Source organism: Paraburkholderia domus (assembly GCF_905220705.1).
Lineage (GTDB): Bacteria > Pseudomonadota > Gammaproteobacteria > Burkholderiales > Burkholderiaceae > Paraburkholderia > Paraburkholderia domus.
On the sequence record NZ_CAJNAT010000026.1, the window covers coordinates 87928 to 104986 of the forward strand.

General features: G+C 61.1%; 10 protein-coding genes and 1 pseudogene. All 11 read right to left on the reverse strand.

Annotated elements, in window-relative coordinates:
- Window positions 1-53: 53 nt before the first annotated feature.
- Window positions 54-3253: pseudogene (locus tag KHO31_RS30705) on the reverse strand (multidrug efflux RND transporter permease subunit).
- Between the two features lie 13 nt (window positions 3254-3266).
- On the reverse strand, window positions 3267-3815 hold the full coding sequence (locus KHO31_RS30710) for a GNAT family N-acetyltransferase (protein WP_201075619.1): 549 nt from the start codon (window positions 3813-3815) through the stop codon (window positions 3267-3269).
- A gap of 4 nt (window positions 3816-3819) precedes the next feature.
- Window positions 3820-4362 (reverse strand): GNAT family N-acetyltransferase, encoded by a 543-nt coding sequence (locus tag KHO31_RS30715; protein WP_236071542.1) that lies wholly within the window; start codon window positions 4360-4362, stop codon window positions 3820-3822.
- 43 nt (window positions 4363-4405) lie between these two features.
- On the reverse strand, window positions 4406-5767 hold the full coding sequence (locus tag KHO31_RS30720; RefSeq protein ID WP_201086170.1) for a TldD/PmbA family protein: 1362 nt from the start codon (window positions 5765-5767) through the stop codon (window positions 4406-4408).
- The gene (locus KHO31_RS30725) at window positions 5767-7203 is read right to left on the reverse strand and encodes a TldD/PmbA family protein (protein WP_201086158.1); all 1437 of its coding nucleotides are present in this window, start codon (window positions 7201-7203) and stop codon (window positions 5767-5769) included. The genes KHO31_RS30720 and KHO31_RS30725 overlap by 1 nt, the downstream gene beginning before the upstream one ends.
- Window positions 7196-8857 (reverse strand): ABC transporter ATP-binding protein, encoded by a 1662-nt coding sequence (locus tag KHO31_RS30730; protein WP_201075622.1) that lies wholly within the window; start codon window positions 8855-8857, stop codon window positions 7196-7198. The genes KHO31_RS30725 and KHO31_RS30730 overlap by 8 nt, the downstream gene beginning before the upstream one ends.
- Window positions 8854-9969 carry an ABC transporter permease gene (locus tag KHO31_RS30735; RefSeq protein ID WP_201086157.1) on the reverse strand — a complete coding sequence of 372 codons (1116 nt, stop codon included), beginning with the start codon at window positions 9967-9969 and terminating at the stop codon, window positions 8854-8856. The genes KHO31_RS30730 and KHO31_RS30735 overlap by 4 nt, the downstream gene beginning before the upstream one ends.
- The gene (locus KHO31_RS30740; RefSeq protein ID WP_201075626.1) at window positions 9923-10975 is read right to left on the reverse strand and encodes a microcin C ABC transporter permease YejB; all 1053 of its coding nucleotides are present in this window, start codon (window positions 10973-10975) and stop codon (window positions 9923-9925) included. Before KHO31_RS30740 ends, KHO31_RS30735 begins: the two co-directional genes overlap by 47 nt.
- Before the next feature lie 8 nt (window positions 10976-10983).
- Complete coding sequence (locus tag KHO31_RS30745) at window positions 10984-12939, reverse strand: extracellular solute-binding protein (RefSeq protein WP_201086169.1); 1956 nt, start codon at window positions 12937-12939, stop codon at window positions 10984-10986.
- A gap of 225 nt (window positions 12940-13164) precedes the next feature.
- Window positions 13165-15912, reverse strand: a complete 2748-nt coding sequence (locus KHO31_RS30750; RefSeq protein ID WP_201075627.1) for a TonB-dependent receptor — start codon at window positions 15910-15912, stop codon at window positions 13165-13167.
- Between the two features lie 377 nt (window positions 15913-16289).
- Window positions 16290-16865: a helix-turn-helix domain-containing protein gene (locus KHO31_RS30755; protein WP_201075629.1), complete on the reverse strand. Its 576-nt coding sequence runs from the start codon at window positions 16863-16865 to the stop codon at window positions 16290-16292.
- Between the last annotated feature and the right edge of the window lie 194 nt (window positions 16866-17059).

Sequence of the window (17059 nt, forward strand, 5' to 3'; positions counted from 1 at the left end):
CGCGTTCGCCAGTGACGGCAGCGGTGGCCTTACTCGGCGCGAGTACCGTCACCTTATCGGCCATTCGTCAAGCGGCCGTTTTCGCCCGTCTCCCGGCGCGCGCGCCGCTCGTCACGCTGGCGGCGCAGCGCCGCGAGCCGCCGCCTGCTATAGGTTAGTGAGGCAACCGCATGAAACGCGACCGGTGCGAACACGAGGCCGAACAGCGTGGCCGCCAGCACCCCGCCGAACACACCGGTGCCGATCGAGCGACGGCTTTCGGCGCCCGCGCCGCTCGACACCACCAACGGTACGACGCCCAGCAGGAACGCCGCCGAGGTCATCACGATCGGCCTGAAGCGCGCGGCGGCCGCTTCGGTCACAGCACGCGTCAACGGCAGGCCCTGGCGATACAGATCGCGTGCGAACTGCACGATCAGAATCGCATTCTTTGCCGCGAGGCCAATGACCGTAATCATGCCGACCTTGAAGTACACGTCGTTTGGCATGCCGCGCAGCAGCATCGCTGCGACCGCGCCGATCACGCCGAGCGGCACGACCATCAGCACCGCAAGCGGGATCGTCCAGCTTTCGTACAAGGCAGCCAGCGCCATGAACACGGCCAGCAGCGACAAGCCGATCAGCAACGGTGTGAGCTGTGCCGCCGCGGTTTCCTCGCGCGCCGCGTCGACCCAGTCATATGAGACACCGACCGGCAAGGAAGCGGCGAGCCGCTCCATCTCAGCCATCGCCGCGCCCGAACTGTAGCCGGGCGCCGCGTGGCCACTCACGTCCAGTGACGGATAGCCGTTATAGCGTGTCAGCATCACCGGGCCGATGCTCCAGTGGCGTGACGCGATCGCGGATAGCGGCACCATGCCGCCGGTCGAGTTCGGCACGGCGAGCGCCATCAGATCGTCTTCGGTCATCCGCGTGGCGGCGTCGGCGGAGATCATCACGCGGCGCATCCGGCCACCGGCAGGAAAATCGTCGATGTACGTCGAGCCGAAGGTGCTGCCCAACACATCGGCGATGCGATCGAAGGGCACGCCGAGGGCGTACGCTTTCGCGCGGTCGATGACGAGTTCGACGCGCGGCGCATCCGGCAAATCTTCCGAATGCACCGAGGCCAGTATCGGGCTCGCCTTGGCCTGCGCGAACAGTTGCTCGCGCGCTGCCTTCAACGCATCCAGCCCGACTCCGCCGCGATCTTCAAGCCGGAACACAAAGCCGTCCGAATGCCCGAGACCGGGGACCGACGGCGGTAATTGCGCTTCCACGTCACCGTCGAGAATCTTGTCGAACTTCTCGTTGAGCCGGTCACGCAGCGTCATCGCGTCCGTGTCGCGTTTGCCCCAGTCTTTGAGTTCGACGAAACCCATCGCCACGTTCTGGCCGCTGCCAGTAAAACTCCAGCCGATCACACTGGTAACGTGCGCGACCGCGGGTTCGGTGTGCAGGATCTTTTCCATCCGCTCAACCACCGCGAGCGTACGCGCCTGCGTCGCGCCGGCCGGCAATTGCACCATCACCTGCAACTGGCCTTCGTCTTCGCTCGGCAAAAAGCCGCCCGGCATCTGCCAATAGAGCGCGGCGCACACGCCGACTAGCACGGCATAGATCGCCAGCATCGGTCCGATGCGCCGCAGCGTCCGTGCGGTAAGTCCACGATAGCCGCTCGCGGCCCGATCGAAACCCGACGTGAAATGGCTCGCCGCTCGCGCCGCGAAGCCGAGCAGGCCGCGGCGGGCGTCGCGTTCACTCACCGGATGCTTGTGCGCCTTCAGCAGATTGGCGCACAGCGCCGGCGTCAACGACAAAGCCATGAACGACGACACCAGCATCGACGCGATCATCGACACCGCGAACTGCCGGTAGATGCCACCGACGCCGCCCGGAAAGAACGCCATCGGCACGAACACGGCCGTCAGCACCGCGGTCACACCGACGATCGCGCCGCCGATTTGCGACATCGCTTTACGGGTGGCCTCACGCGGCGGCAGGCCTTCTTCTTCCATCACGCGATGCACGCTCTCCACCACCACGATCGCATCGTCGACGAGGATACCGATTGCGAGCACAAGGCCGAACATTGTGAACACGTTGATCGACAGGCCGCAGGCGTACATCGCGAGAAACGCGCCCATCAGCGTGACGGGAATCACCACCGTCGGCACCAGCGTGTAGCGCAGATCGCGCAGGAACAGCCACATCACGAAGAACACCAGCACCACCGCTTCCGCCAGCGTGACGAGCACCTCACGAATCGCGATCTGCACGAAATGCGCGTTGTCGAACGGAATTTCGACGGCGACGCCCGGCGGCAAACCTTTCGATAACTCGGCAAGGCGAGCACGAATCGCGTTGGACGTCTCCAGCGCATTGCCGCGTGGCCCGAGTTGAATACCGACGGTCGCCGCGGCCTTGCCGTTCAGGCGGGAGTAGTACGAGTAATTGTCACGCCCGAGTTCGACCCGCGCGACGTCGCGCAGGCGCACCGCCGAACCATCGGGCTGCGCCTTCAGCACGATCTGACCGAACTCGGCGGGCGAGATCAATTGTCCCTTCACACTAACCGAGGCCGTCAATTGCTGCCCCGGAACGAACGGCGCGTCGCCTAGCGTGCCGGCCGTTACTGTGGCGTTCTGCGCGGCGATCGCGGCGTTCACTTCCGCGGCACCGAGACCATACTCGCGCAGCTTCATCGGATCGAGCCAGATGCGCAGCGCTTCGTCGGCATCCCACAACTCCGCCGCGCCCACGCCCGGCGCGCGTTTCAGTTCGCGCAACACGTAGCGGCTCAGGTAGTCGCTCAATTGCACGGAATCGCGTGTGCCGTCGGTGGATGTCAGCGCGACCAGCATCAGAAACGTGTTAGCCGCCTTGAATACGCTAATGCCCTGCTGCACGACCTGTTGCGGCAAACGCGGCTCGACCTGCTTCAGCCGGTTCTGGATGTCGACCAGCGCGAGATCAGGATTGGTACCCGGCGCAAAGGTCGCGTCGATCTCGAGATTGCCGAGGTTGTGCTGGTCGTTTCGTAGTACAGCATATTGTCGGCGCCATCGAGACTCTCTTCGATGATGCTGCCGACATTGGCGTCCGTCACTTCCGTCGCCGCCCCCGGATAAGTGGCGCTGATCACGATGCGCGGCGGCGCAAGACGCGGATACTGCGCCACCGGCAGTTGTGGAATAGCCAGCGCGCCCGCCACGACAATGGCGAGCGCGACGATCCATGCGAAGACCGGGCGGTCGATGAAAAAGAATGGCACGCGAAAAATCCGTTCAGATTGCCTGGAGGCGCGGCGCGTCGACGAGTCGGGCCATATGCAGCACGTCGGTCAGTATGCCGTCGCGCAATGCAAAGCCGCGCGAGCGGCCTTCTTCGACAAAGCCAAACTTGCGGTACAGCGCGATCGCCGGCGCGTTGTCGGTAAATACCGTGAGGTCGATGCGTCGCAAACCGAGCGACGCATCCGCGCAATCGGTCAGCCCTTGCAGCAGCGCCGTGCCGACACCGCACCCATGATACGCGTCGTGTACGGCCAATCCTAAATGCGCGCAATGCGCGCGGCTGGGCCGGTGAACCTCCAACCCGGCGTGTCCGACCACGCGCCCGCCGATGCTCGCGCACACGTTCACGCCACCTTTCAGGCGCCGCTCGTACCATGCCTTGAGCTGTTCAGGACTGCGGTAGCCGACCGACAGCGTGCCACGCCGCACGCCAGGCAGGCTCATGATCTCGGCGAACGCATCCATGTCGGACGATTCGAGCGCTCGAACCGTAATACGATTGTCGAGCGCGGCGTCGCTCTGCAACGTTTCTTCTTTCATGGCCTTATTCCGCTGCGATGTTGGCGGCTGTTGGTGTAGACATCCACGGCGCCGGCTCACGCAGCCGCCCCATGAAATAGCAGTCGATCAGCACGCCACGGCGCAACACTGCGCCGCGCTGACGCGCTTCGATCTCGAAGCCGAACTTGCGATATAGCGCAAGTGCCGCATGGTTATCGGCGAAGACATGCAACTCGAGGCGGCGCAGACCGAGCCAGTTGTCGGCCAGATCGAGCAGTTCAGTCATCAGCGCATTGCCGATGCCGCGCCGGTGCCATGCGTCGTGTACGCCAATGCCGAGCGATGCGGCATGCGCGCGGCGCCCCTTGAAAGGCGTGAGCTCCGCTTCACCGACCAGCGTATCGCCGACCATTGCCGCGATCAGGATCTCGGGTGGCTCGCGTTTTTCGAGGTACTCGCGCGAGCTGGCAAGCGTCCGAAACGGCACGTGCGGATTGCCGTTCACCACTGCCGGCAACTCCTGCATTGCGTGGAATTGTTCTACGTCGGCCACGCGCAACGCGCGCAGCGTCAGTCCCTCGGGCAAGCTCTCAGAATTAGATTTTGTTTTTTTGTCTTGATTCATAGGCTCATAACGTCAATTCGAATGACCTCGCCAGAATGCCGGGCAATTGCATGCCGCCCGTAGCGCGCTCGCCCCACGTCGAGTCGCTCAAGAGCAATTCCGCTTGCGAGCCAAGTTGCTCGAGCTCGCTGCCGAGCAGACGGTACAGGCTGTCGTCGAAACGCATTGCTTCGAGCGGCGCGACGATCTGCCCGTTTTCGACCCAGAAGGTTGCGAAGCGCGTCATGCCAGTCAGGCGGCAGTTCATCCGATCAGAAAAATTCACGTACCAGAGATTGCCGATGTAGAGACCGGTATCGAGCTTCGCCAGTACGTCCTCTTCCCGCAGATCGCCCGCTTGCATCGAGAGCGCGGCCGGCGACTCATACGCCAGCGCACCGTTGGGCGTCAAACCGTACTCGCGCGCGCTGCGTGCATTGGTCAGGCGTTCGGCACTGCGGCCGGCCTGAATCAATGGGACGCTTTCGCGCAGGTAGCCATCGTCGTTGAAGCCGGGCGTGATGCCAAGATTGAGATCTTCGCTGATCGTGACGCGTGGGTCGACTACGATTTCTCCCACATGCAGCTTGTATAACTCGCTGCGCGAACTCGCCTGGGCGCGTGCGGAGAAACCGCTCCACGCCGTCACGCCGAGCAATTCCGCAAGCGCTGCGGGCGCCAGATACGAGCGATAACGCCCTGGCTCCAACGTGCGCGGCGTGCGCGCGAGCACGGAAAGCAGCGTTGCAGCCTGCTCGACCTTGTGCGCGAAAACAGCATCGCTCCAGTCGTCGCCCGCGTAAGTCGTTTTGATCGCGCGGCCGCTCGGATCGTAAAGCGACCAGCTGAAATTGAAGCTATCGACTTCGTACCAGCCGCGGCTGCCGCTCGTGGACGCGAAACCGCGCACGATCGTGCCGCCAGCGTAAAAGCCGACGAAATCCAGCCCATGTGCGCATTCAGCAACAGTGCGCAACAAGCCACCCGGCTCCGGCAGCTTGCCCGAACGTTGCGTGGCGCGCTGCCATTGCGACGTGTCGAACAACAGATGCGGATCGTCCGCCGCACCGCGCAGGCTTTCACGCAAAGTGGCGAGCGCCGCGCTCACATCGTCCAGATCCTGTTGCAGATCGCCGCAGACGGTCAGCGTCGAATAGGCCTGGCGTGCACCGTCGATCAGGCGCAAGGTCAGCTTGCCTTGCGACACGCTGCCGATCTGCCGCACCTTGCCCGAGTTGAAACGGATAAAGTCGGACTGCTCGCCGGCAAAAGAACTCAGCGTGGTTTCCGCGCCTTGCTGCAAGCGTTCGATGGCATCGGCCAGCGACGTGAAATGCTGCTGCCAGTCAATCGACGTAGCCGCGCGCGAAGACATGAATTGACTCATCATGCGCCTCCGAACACGTCGATGTTGCTGAATACACAAGCCGGCGACGCATGGCCGACGCGAATGATCTGTGCCGGTTCGCCCTTGCCGCACATCGAAGTGCCGTACACCTCGCGCGTACCTGCGTCCCCCACCGCACTCAGGCTGCGCCAGAAATTTGCCGAAATGCCGCGGTAATTCGGCTGTTTGACGACCTGAGTGAGCTTGCCATTTTCGATCAGTTGACCGAACTCGCAGCCGAACTGGAATTTGTTGCGATGGTCGTCGATCGACCAGGACGTATTGGTGCGCATCAGAATGCCGTGTTCGATGTTGCCGATCATCTGCGCCAGCGAACTCTCGCCGGGCTCGATGTTCAGATTCGCCATCCGGTCAATCGGCGGGCGGTTCCAGTTCGACGCGCGCGAATTCGCCACGCCGGCCATATGCGCGCGTTGCTGCGAAAGCGCACCGCCGAGCGGACGTTCGAGCACGCCATCGCGGATCAGATATTGCTTCTTTGCTTCGGTGCCGTCGTCGTCGAATGCGTACGAGGCGGCTTCCTCGCGCAGTTCCGGGTCGAAGGTCACGTTCAGCAGTTCCGACCCATAGCGGTACGAGCCGAACATTTCTTTCTTGACGAAGCTCCAGCCGGCGAAGTTGCGCTCGTCGCCGAGAATGCGATCGAGTTCGAGCGGATGGCCGATCGATTCGTGAATCTGCAGCATCATCTGATCGGGCATCAGCAGCAAATCACGCTTGCCTGACGGGCAATTCGGCGCAGCCAGCAATTGCAGCGCTTCATTCGCGACACGTGCACCCGAGCCGTCGAAGCCGAAGCGCGCCAGCACTTCCATGCCACCCTGCCCCAAGGTGCCGTAGTTGCCGCCAAGGGTGCGCACTTGCGTATCGCCGTCAGCATGCGCGGCCACGCTCAGTTGCGGCATCACGAACTGGAACTGCTGGTCGATCCGCACGCCGTCGCTGGTGATGTAAAGCTGATCGGTATGCGTGATCTGCACGGCCGCGACGCGTTCGACAATGCGTGCATCGAGATTCGCGCTGGCGCATTCCACGCCAAGACGGTCTAACCATTCAGCGCGGCTCGGCAACGCATGCTGCGCGTTCGGCGACACATAGTGGCCGCTTACGGCAGGACGCACAACTTCGCGGTGGTCGATCAACGACAAAGCCGCGCTCGCTTCCGCGCGGACCGTGGCAAGATCCAGCGCTTCCTGCAAGCCGGCGGCACTCAGATTCGCAGTGGCCGCATAGCCGGCTCCCGCACCCACCCATGCGATCAGCATCACGCCGCGATCGCGCACCGTGCGCATCGGTTGCGCGACGTCGTTGCGGATTTCGTGATCGTCGATCTGTTCGTCGACTACGCGCAGCGACCAGAACGCCGCGCGGCTCGTAAGCGTTCGGGCGGCTTGCGCCCAACGTTCGTCAATCATTAGCTGTTCCCGTATAAGTCTCTGTTGCACCCGCCGGCGACACGATCAGCGAGGACGCGAGCAGCGACTGGGTATAAGGATGAGACGGCGCGTGCAACACATCGAGTGTGTCGCCGGCTTCAACAATGCGTCCTGACTTCATCACGATCACGCGGTGCGCCATGGCTCGCATCACTGCCAGATCGTGCGTAATGAACAAATAGCTTAGCTTGTACTTTTTCTGCAGATTTGTCAGCAGATTCAGCACCTGTTTCTGAATGGATACGTCGAGTGCACTGGTCGGCTCATCGAGCACGAGCAATTCCGGCTCGACCGCGAGCGCTCGCGCAATCGCAATACGCTGGCGCTGGCCGCCGGAGAACTCGTGCGGATACCGCAACATGGCGTCCGCGGGCATGCCGACCTCTTCCAGCAGGCTGCCGATTCGTGCGCGCCGCGCCTTTGCGTCCATGTCGGGCTGATGCATGGTCAGGCCTTCGCCGATGATCTGCTCCACCGTCATGCGTGGCGACAACGAACCGAACGGGTCCTGAAACACGACTTGCATGCGCGAATACAACGCCCGGCGGGAGCGCGCGGTTTTCAGCGTCGAAAGCAGCAAACCGTCAATATGGATATGACCGGCGGCCGGCCGCTGCAGGCCGAGCACGGTCGCTGCCAGCGTCGATTTGCCCGATCCCGATTCGCCGACGATACCGAGCGTCTCGCCGCGCCGCACGCTCAGGTCCACATCATGTACCGCGCGGAACGTGGAGCGGCCGAACATGGAACGCCAGCCTTTCGCTGACGTGCTGTAGTCGACGGCAAGTCCCCGCACGTCGAGTAAAGGCCGCGCATCCGGCTCGACCGGCTCTACTGCGCGTTGCGGCTCGCTGTCCAGCAGGCGTTGGGTGTAGGGATGCTGCGGGTTGGAAAACAACGCTTCGGTCGTATTGGTCTCGACCAGCACGCCCTTCTCCATCACCGCAACGCGCTGCGCGAAACGCTTCACCAGATTCAGGTCATGCGTGATCAGCAGCACGGCCATGCCGCGCTCGGCCGCTTCCTGCTCCTGCAACGCGATCAACAGATCGACAATCTGCTGACGCACGGTGACGTCGAGCGCGGTGGTCGGTTCGTCGGCAAGCAGCAAGCGTGGCCGGCACGCGAGCGCCATCGCGATCATCGCGCGCTGCCGCTGGCCACCGGACAGTTGATGCGGAAAACTGTCGATGCGCCGTTCCGGTTCGGGAATTCCCGTGCGCCTGAGCAACTCGATGCCGCGCTGACGCGCCGCGTTCGGACGCAAACCTTCGTGCAGGCGCAAACTTTCGGCAATCTGCTTGCCGATCGTAAAGAGCGGATTGAGCGCCGTCATGGGTTCCTGAAACACCATCGCCACGTCGGCGCCGCGCAGGCCGCGCATCTGCTGCTCGGTTTTCTGAAGCAGATCTTCGCCGTCGAGCAGCATGCGGCCACTCAGTTCGGCATGCTCGACAAGGCGCAGAATCGACAGCGCAGTGACGCTCTTGCCGGAGCCCGATTCGCCGACCAGTGCCACGCGCTCGCCGCGCGCGATCGAGAGGCTGAGTTCATGCACCGCGATCTTGTCGCCGAAACGCACGGAGAAGCGGTCTATTTCCAGCAACGGCCGGCCGATTGGCGCTTGACTCATCGCGGACCTCCGCCGAAAGCCGAACCGCGTTTGCGTGTATCGAGCGCATTACGCAATGCATCGCCCATGAAGGTCAGCAACAGCAGCGTGATCACCAGGGCAGCGAATGCCGAAATCGAAATCCACCAGGCATCGAGATTGTTTTTGCCTTCCTGAAGCAATTCACCGAGGCTCGGCGTCGGCGGCGGCACACCCAATCCCAGGAAGTCGAGACTGGTCAACGACAGAATCGCCGCGCTCATACGGAACGGTAGAAATGTGATCACCGGCGTCAAGCTATTCGGCAGCACGTGGCGCCACATGATCTGCCAGTTCGAGAGACCCATGGTGCGTGCAGCCCTCACGTAGTCCAGCGAGCGGTTACGCAGGAATTCAGCGCGCACGTAGTCGGAGAGCACGAGCCAGCCGAACATGGATAGAAGAATAAAGAGCAACCATAGCGTCGGCTCGAAGATCGACGCGAAGATGATCAGCAGGTACAGGTCAGGCATCGAGCTCCATATTTCGATCAGCCGCTGGCCGATCAGATCGGTGCGTCCGCCGTAGAAGCCCTGCACCGCGCCGGTCAATACGCCAATCAGGACGCCGGATACCGTGAGCGCGAGCGCCATCAGCACCGAGAGCCGGAAACCGTACAGCAGTCGCGCAAGCACATCGCGGCCGTATTGGTCCGTACCGAGCCAGTTGCTCCGGGTAGGCGGTGCCGGGTAAGGATGCGCGGCGAAATAGTCGATCGTGTCGTAGTGGAAATGATTCGGCGGATAGATTGCAAAGTTGCCATTCGATTCGAGCCGCGAGCGGATATACGGATCGAGGTAATTCGCGCGCGCCGGAAAATCGCCGCCGAAGATTCTCTCGGAGTAGTCCTTTGCGATCGGAAAGTAATAGTGCCCGTCATAACGAACGATCAACGGACGATCGTTGGACAGCACCTCGCCGAACAGGCTAATGACAAACAACGATACGAAGATCACGAGGCTCCAGTAACCGAGCCGCTGTCGCTTGAAACGCAGCCATGTGCGCCGCCAGGGCGACGGCGACGCCACGTGCTCCGCGCCGGACAGATCAGCGGTCCAGGCGGTTGAATTGGATGCGGGGGTCGACGAGGACATAGCAGACGTCAGCAATGAGTTTGGTTACGAGGGCGATCAGCGTGAACAGAAACAGCGAACCGAGCACGACCGGATAGTCACGGCGAATCACCGAGTCATACGAAAGTTGGCCCATGCCGTCGAGCGAGAACAGGGTTTCAATCAGCAGATTGCCGTTCAGAAAGGCGCCGACGAAGGCCGCGGGCAGACCGGTCAACAAGGGAATCGCAGCATTGCGCAGCACGTGCTTCCACAGCACGTCGCGCTCCGGCGCGCCTTTGGCGCGCGCGGTCAATACGTATTGGCGTCCGATCTCCTCGAGGAAGGTGTTCTTGGTCAGGATCGTGACGATCGCGAAGTTGCCGACTACTGAAGCAGTGACCGGCAGCACGATGTGCCACAGGTAATCGAGCAGCTTGCCAAAGGTACTGAGGTCGCTGAAGTTATCCGACGTGAGGCCACGCATTGGAAACACTTGCCAGAACGTGCCGCCGCCGAACAGCATCAGCAACAGCACGCCCAGCACGAAACCAGGAATCGCATAGCCGGCGAGCACGAGGACACTGGTCACGGTATCGAAGCGTGAACCGTTGCGCACGGCCTTCGCGATGCCCAACGGCACCGATATCAGATACGTGAGCATCACCGTCCATAAGCCGAGGGTGATCGACACCGGCAGCTTCGATTTGATGACCTCCCACACGCTGTCATGCTGATAGTAGGACTGGCCAAGATCGAACGTCGCGTAGTGCTTGAGCATCAGGGTGTAGCGCTCGAGCGGTGGCTTATCGAAGCCAAACTGCTTCTTGATCTGCTCCAATTGCTGCGGATCGACGCCCTGGCTGCCGTGATAGCCACCGCCGCCCGCCCCCGCCTCTCCGCCACGGCCAGCGCCGTGGCGGAGTTGCGTCATCACCTGTTCAACCGGCCCACCCGGCACGAACTGCGTGACGACAAAAGTCAGCGTGACTACGCCGAGCAGCGTCGGCACCATCAACAGCAATCGTCTGAGAATGTAGGCAAGCATGACGTTCCTCAGTGGGCCGCGGCCGTGGTGGAGCCGGCGGATTGTGCCGCCTGGGTGGTTTGGGTCGCTTGCGCGCCTGGCGCTTTCGCATACCAGTAGTTGATAACCCAGTCTTCGTACAGGTAGGAGTTCGGCACGATTTTCGGAAAGCCGAGGGTGGTCTTGTAGCCGATGCGCGCGCCCGGTGCGTAGTACTCCGGTACGAGGTAAAACGAATAGATCAGCACGCGATCCAATGCGCGGGTCGCGGCTTCCAGATCGTCGAGATTAGTGGCGGAGAGCGCGGAGTGAATCAGCGAATCGACCGCCTTCGAACGGATACCCATATAGTTCTCGGAGCCGACGTCGGACGCGGCCGCACTGCCGAAGCGGCGCGTCAATTCCGCGCCCGGAATCGTGACCGGCGGATAGATGAAGGTGGTCATGTCGTACTCGAAATTGTCCAGGCGTTTCTCGTACAACGCGCTGTCGATCTCGCGCATATGGGCCTGAATGCCGAGCATGCCGAGCGCCTGCATATACGGCAGAATCAGACGATCCATGCCGGGCTGGTCGTCCATGATTTCGATCGTCATCGGCGTGCCATTGGCGTCGCGCAATGCACCGTCACGATAATGCCAGCCGGCCTGCGCCAGCAGATCGCGCGCGACGCGCAAATTGCCGCGCAAGGAATTCGGCGGAATCGTGTCGGGTTGTTTGAGCATCGGACCGAACACTTCAGGCGGCACGCTGCCGCGCAGCGGATCGAGCAGCGCCAGTTCCTTCGGGCCCGGCATGCCGGTCGCGCCGAACGGACTGGCCTCGAAATAGCTGTTCGTACGCCGGTATTGACCGTAGAACATCATCCGGTTCATCCAGTCGTAGTCGAGTGCCAGCGTCAGGGCGTGGCGCACGCGCGGGTCCTGGAACATCGGTTTGCGCATATTCATCAACATGCCCTGCATCTGCGCGGGGCCGTCGGCGAATTCGCCTTTCTTCAACAGTCCATTGTCGAAGTTCTTGCCGACATATTTGCGCGCCCACTGCGTCGCGCTGTATTCGACGATAACGTCCGCATCGCCCGCCTTGAAGGCTTCCAGTTGCGTGTAATGGTCGCGGTACAGATTGAAGGTGATACGCTCGAAACGGAACATGCCGCGTCGCGACGGCAGATTCGCCGCCCAGTAATCAGGGTTGCGGCGATAGGTAATCTGCTTGTCGTTCTTGCGTCCCTCGATCAGATAGGCGCCGCTGCTGATCGGTGGCATGGACGAGATCTGATCGAATGGCAGACGTTTGCCGTTGGGCTGCATCCCCCACTTCGGCGAGAAGATCGGCAGGTCGCCGGCAATCAGCGGCGCATCGCGTTCCGGATGCTTGAAATCGAAGCGGATCGTGGTCTTGTCGATTACCGTCGCGCTTTTGATGATCGAGAACTGCGCGTTGAACAGCGGCGACGCCTGCGGACTCGCTAACGTATCAAATGAATATTTGACGTCGGCGGCGGTGATCGGGTCGCCGTTTGAAAAGCGAGCGGCGGGATTGATATGGAACGTGGCTGACGTCAGATCCTGTGCGACTTCGACATCGTCGGCGATCAGTGGATATTCGGAGGCCAGTTCGTCCCAGCTACGCTGCATCAGCGTATCGAACATCAGATTCTGGATGTCGGGTGCGGGCGCGCCACGCACCAGAAACGGATTCAGCGAATCGTAAGTTTGCAGTTCGCTAAAGTTTTCGAAACTCAGCGAGCCGTTAGCCGGCGCGTCGGGATTCGCGTAGTCGAAATGCGTGAAATCGGCGGGATATTTCGGTTGGTCGTATTGCGAAATCGACGGCTTCGCAAGCGCCGCCATCGGCATCGCTCCGCATACAGCTAATAGGCCAGGCGCAGCGGCAACGGCGAACGAGATGCTCGCTGCGCGGCGCACTGCGCCGAGCAAACATCCAATCGCGTCGCGCAGGCGCAGCAGTGCGGAATTCATCATTCTTTTTCATCAGCCCATACAGTGCGCGCCAGCTCGGGACCTGCGCGCGATTCGTCCTGCGGCGCAAGTACAGCCTGTTGGTTTTACCGGCGCACGCTGGCCCGTTGCGACGACAGGCAGCCTGCGCCGCCATACGATGAGTCGCCACTCAAAGCACACCGCTCCGGTTCCTTGCGCGAACGGAACCGGAGCGGTGCTTCCATCAGATCAACTACCGGGACATCAGAACTTGTATGTTGCGCCGATCTGCGCGAAACGGCCAATGTACGTGTATATCGACTGGTCGTACCCGTTCTGGTCCAACGTGCCATTCGCAAAGATCGGATCGTACGGCGGGGTACGGTTGAAGATGTTGTCGATGCCGCCGTAGATCGTCCAGTGCTTGAAGCCCGTGTACGTCATCATCAGGTTGAACTGGCTGTATGATCCCACCTTGTTCGGCCCGTTGGGATTCAGATTCTGCGCGTACGGACCCGTGAACTGCCACGTCAACGCTGCGTCGAACTTGTGGTACGTCCAGTCCACGGTTGTGTTGCCTTTCCAGCGCGGGAAGCTGCCGCCGAACGGTTGCGTGAGCGTAAAGTTGTTACCCGCACCGTTCACCGGCGACGCACCCGGGAAGCCGAGCTTGAAGCTGTTCACGTAAGCCCAGTCACCCGACAAGGTGAATGTACCGGCGGTCTTCGTCGGCAGCGACTGGCGGAACGTGCCTTCGAAGCCGTTCGTGTCGAGATAGCCGAGATTCTGATACGGAATGACCTTGTACAGTACGACGCCCGTGGCCGGGTCGGTGACGACCTGCGAAGGCGCCCCCTGGCCGATCACGCTATCGACGCGAATCTTGTACCAGTCGAAGCCGACATCGGTCGTACGGGTCGGCGACAGCTGGAAGCCGATGTTGATGTTACGCGTACGCTCCGGCGACAGGTTCGGATTCCCCTCCGTGATCGAAGTGTAATTCTGGCCGGTGTTCGGGTCCACCTGGATGCCCATCGTCTGCGACTTGCTGTCCTCAACGAACGTCGGCGCACGGAAGCCTCGGTCATACGAGGTGTACATCGTAAGCGCCTGAACCGGCTGATAGCGCAGCGCGAAGCGCGGCGAGAACGCACCGCCCACATCGCTGTAGTGGTCGTAACGACCCGACTGGCTGAACGTCAGGTTGCGCACAATCGGAATGTCCACCTGGTAATACACGGCCCCAACGTTGCGCTGGCCGTTCACCGTCTGGAGATTCGGATTGTTGACGAGACCATCTTCGAATGCCCCACCCGGGTTGAGCACTTCGCTCTGGTGCGTGAACTGCGCACCGAACCCGAGACCCACGTCGCCCGCCGGCAGGTGGAACAACTCCGGCGTCGACAATGTCGCGTCAACGGTATCGAGCTTCGAGATGCCCAGGTTGTCCGCATCCATGTACAGCCCGTTGAACGCATTGGGCGTAGCCGACGGATTGGCGAAATTCAGCGTGCCGTTCTGATAAATGTTGGTCAGCGCGGCGGCGTTCAGCTGGTTCGTGTAGGTGTTTGCGACCGTGCTTTGCGAGTGGCTGACCGAGGTCGCCCAATCCCATTCGCCGTTCGGCAGGTTAAACGAGCCTTTGATGCCTGTGGACGCGCGCCAGTACGTGGCATACGTCTTTTCCGACACCGTGTTCGGGAAAGCATACGTGAGTGGCGTGGCCGCGCCGAACGGGTTGTACGGGTTGCTCGCAGGCACCGTCGTGTTGAACGGGGACAGCAGCTTGGTCTGCGGGTTCCAGATCAGTGTGGGAACCTGCGGATTGCCGACAACGTTGTTCCATAGACCGTCGTTCGTGGTGGTCGTATTGCTGCTGATCAGGAAGTCGCCGAACGCGGTTGTCGTATCGCTGACCTTGAAATCAGCGTGAAGCTTCGCGTTCAGGCGCTCAGTCATGGGCGCAATGGACATGCCTTCCGCGGTATTGAAGCCGCAGACCGTGCCTGCCGATCCCGCCGTCAATGAGTTGGTGGCTGCAGGGCGGACCGAGCCGCCGAACGGACAGTTGTTCAACGCCTGCACACCGCCGCCGGGCATACTCCAGTACGACGGCGCGAGCAACGAAAGGCCACCCGGTTGATTGGTGAAATCCTGATTGCGCGTCGAGTCGCGGTCGGCGAGCGTGAAGCCGTTCGACTTGTAGTAGCTCGCCGCAGCCGTCACATTGAAGCGATCGGAGTTGAGATCGCCGAAGCCACCGAGCACGCCGAACTTGGTCGTGCCGGCCCCGCCGCCGCCGTTGATGGCGCTGCCGTAGCTGCCGTCGAGTTGCAGCCCCTGGAAGTCGTGCTTCGTGATGATGTTGACCACGCCCGCGATTGCGTCTGAGCCGTATTGCGACACGGCGCCGGTCTTCACAATTTCGATGCGATCGATGGAGTTCAACGGCAGCGTGTTCAGGTCGAAGAAGGAGTCGACGCTGTTCGAGAAGAACGCGAACGGAGCAACGCGCTGTCCATCCACCAACACCAGCGTGTATTTTTCGCTGAGCCCGCGCAGAGCAATACCCGCAGCACCTGCGGCGAAGTTGCCGGACTGGCCTTCGCTCCAGCTATTGGCCGAGTTGGCCGAGGTGTCGCGCAGAAAATCGGCCACGGTCGTGGCGCCGCTATTCTGAATGTCTTTCTGCGTAATCGTCTGAACCTGGTTGAAGCCGACCTTATCCGAGCTGCGGATCAGCGAACCGGTCACTTCGAACTTCTTCAGTTGCTGGACGCCTTTGCCAGCCGGCGTCGCGGTGTTGTTGTCCGCCGACGGTGTGGCGGCGGTCCCCGATGCCGGAGCCGGAGCCGCTGCCGCTGCGGGCGTGCTCTCCGTCGTCGCGCCTGCCGCGGTTCCGGTGGTGGCCGGCTGGCTTTGTGCAAACGCCGGCACGGCGATTACGGCCGACAACGCCAGTTCAGCCCAGATTATTCTTTTGATGGCAAGCGCCAATGCCCTTTGTTTCATTTTTCCCCTTCCCGCTCGTCAATAAGGCCACAGCTGTGTGTGAAGAGAGGTCTTATGAACCTCTCCACTCGATATACGGCGATCGTGCGCCGCGCTCCGTTAAAGCTGCCCCGCACTGCTTCCCAGCAAACCGGCCAATGACGCACCGGAATTGCAAATACAAACAGGAATGCGGGGCACTTCAGATACTCAAAGATCGGACTACTTATTTATTACAAACGAAATGCGCAGCGCTTTCTAATTGTTTTCACTTCTACCGTCACGGGCGATGGTGATTGGGAAACGTATTTCCCACTTCATCAAACCATGATCAAACTCTAAGTAATGCTTACAAATACAGAGCGATTTCTTTCAAGGAAAGCACGGAGCAAAGGCACCTAAAACAGTCTTGGCGTACCCACCCACACCACCACGGCTTCTTCGCGGGCCGTGTTGGACCAGGAGTGAGGTACGGTGGATTCATAATGCGCGGTGTCACCTGCCTGCAATACGAACGTTGTACCTTCTAACGTGAGCGATATCTGGCCGCTCATCACGTACAAAAACTCTTCCCCTGCATGTGTCGTGACTTCCGAAGGGTTCTGTCCCACCGGCATCCTGACGAGAATCACTTCCAGCTTGCTGCCGACCGACAGGTTCGTCAGCCGGGCAAAACGATTCGCGGTCCCGTCGAACCCGAAGTACTTAAGCTCGCTCCCTCTGCGTACTGATTTGTCTTCGGTTGGTGTGTCGACGAAATACTGCACCGTCACACCCAAAGCGCGAGCAATGCCCACTAGCGATGTGATCGAAGGTGTTGCATGACCTCGTTCTACCTGCGAAAGAAAGGGCTTGGAAATTCCCGCAGTGGTTGCCACTTCATCTAGCGTTTGCTTGAGCCGTTGGCGAAGCGCGCGGACTTTACTTCCTATAGAAACTGCGACTTGTGCCTTGTTATCGAGTGGCAAAACCATAGCAAGACAGAATCCCGTAGTCAAAATTAGTTTGATAAAACTAAACTATGTTTCATTGAGTGCAACGTCCTCCCTAAAACATGCGCCGTATGCCTGGTTGATTGCCGCGAAGCGTGGCTCAATCACTGCGAACGTGGAGACACTTTCGACCTTGCCGCGAACCGGGCGATGGTTGCGCACGCAACCATGCCCTT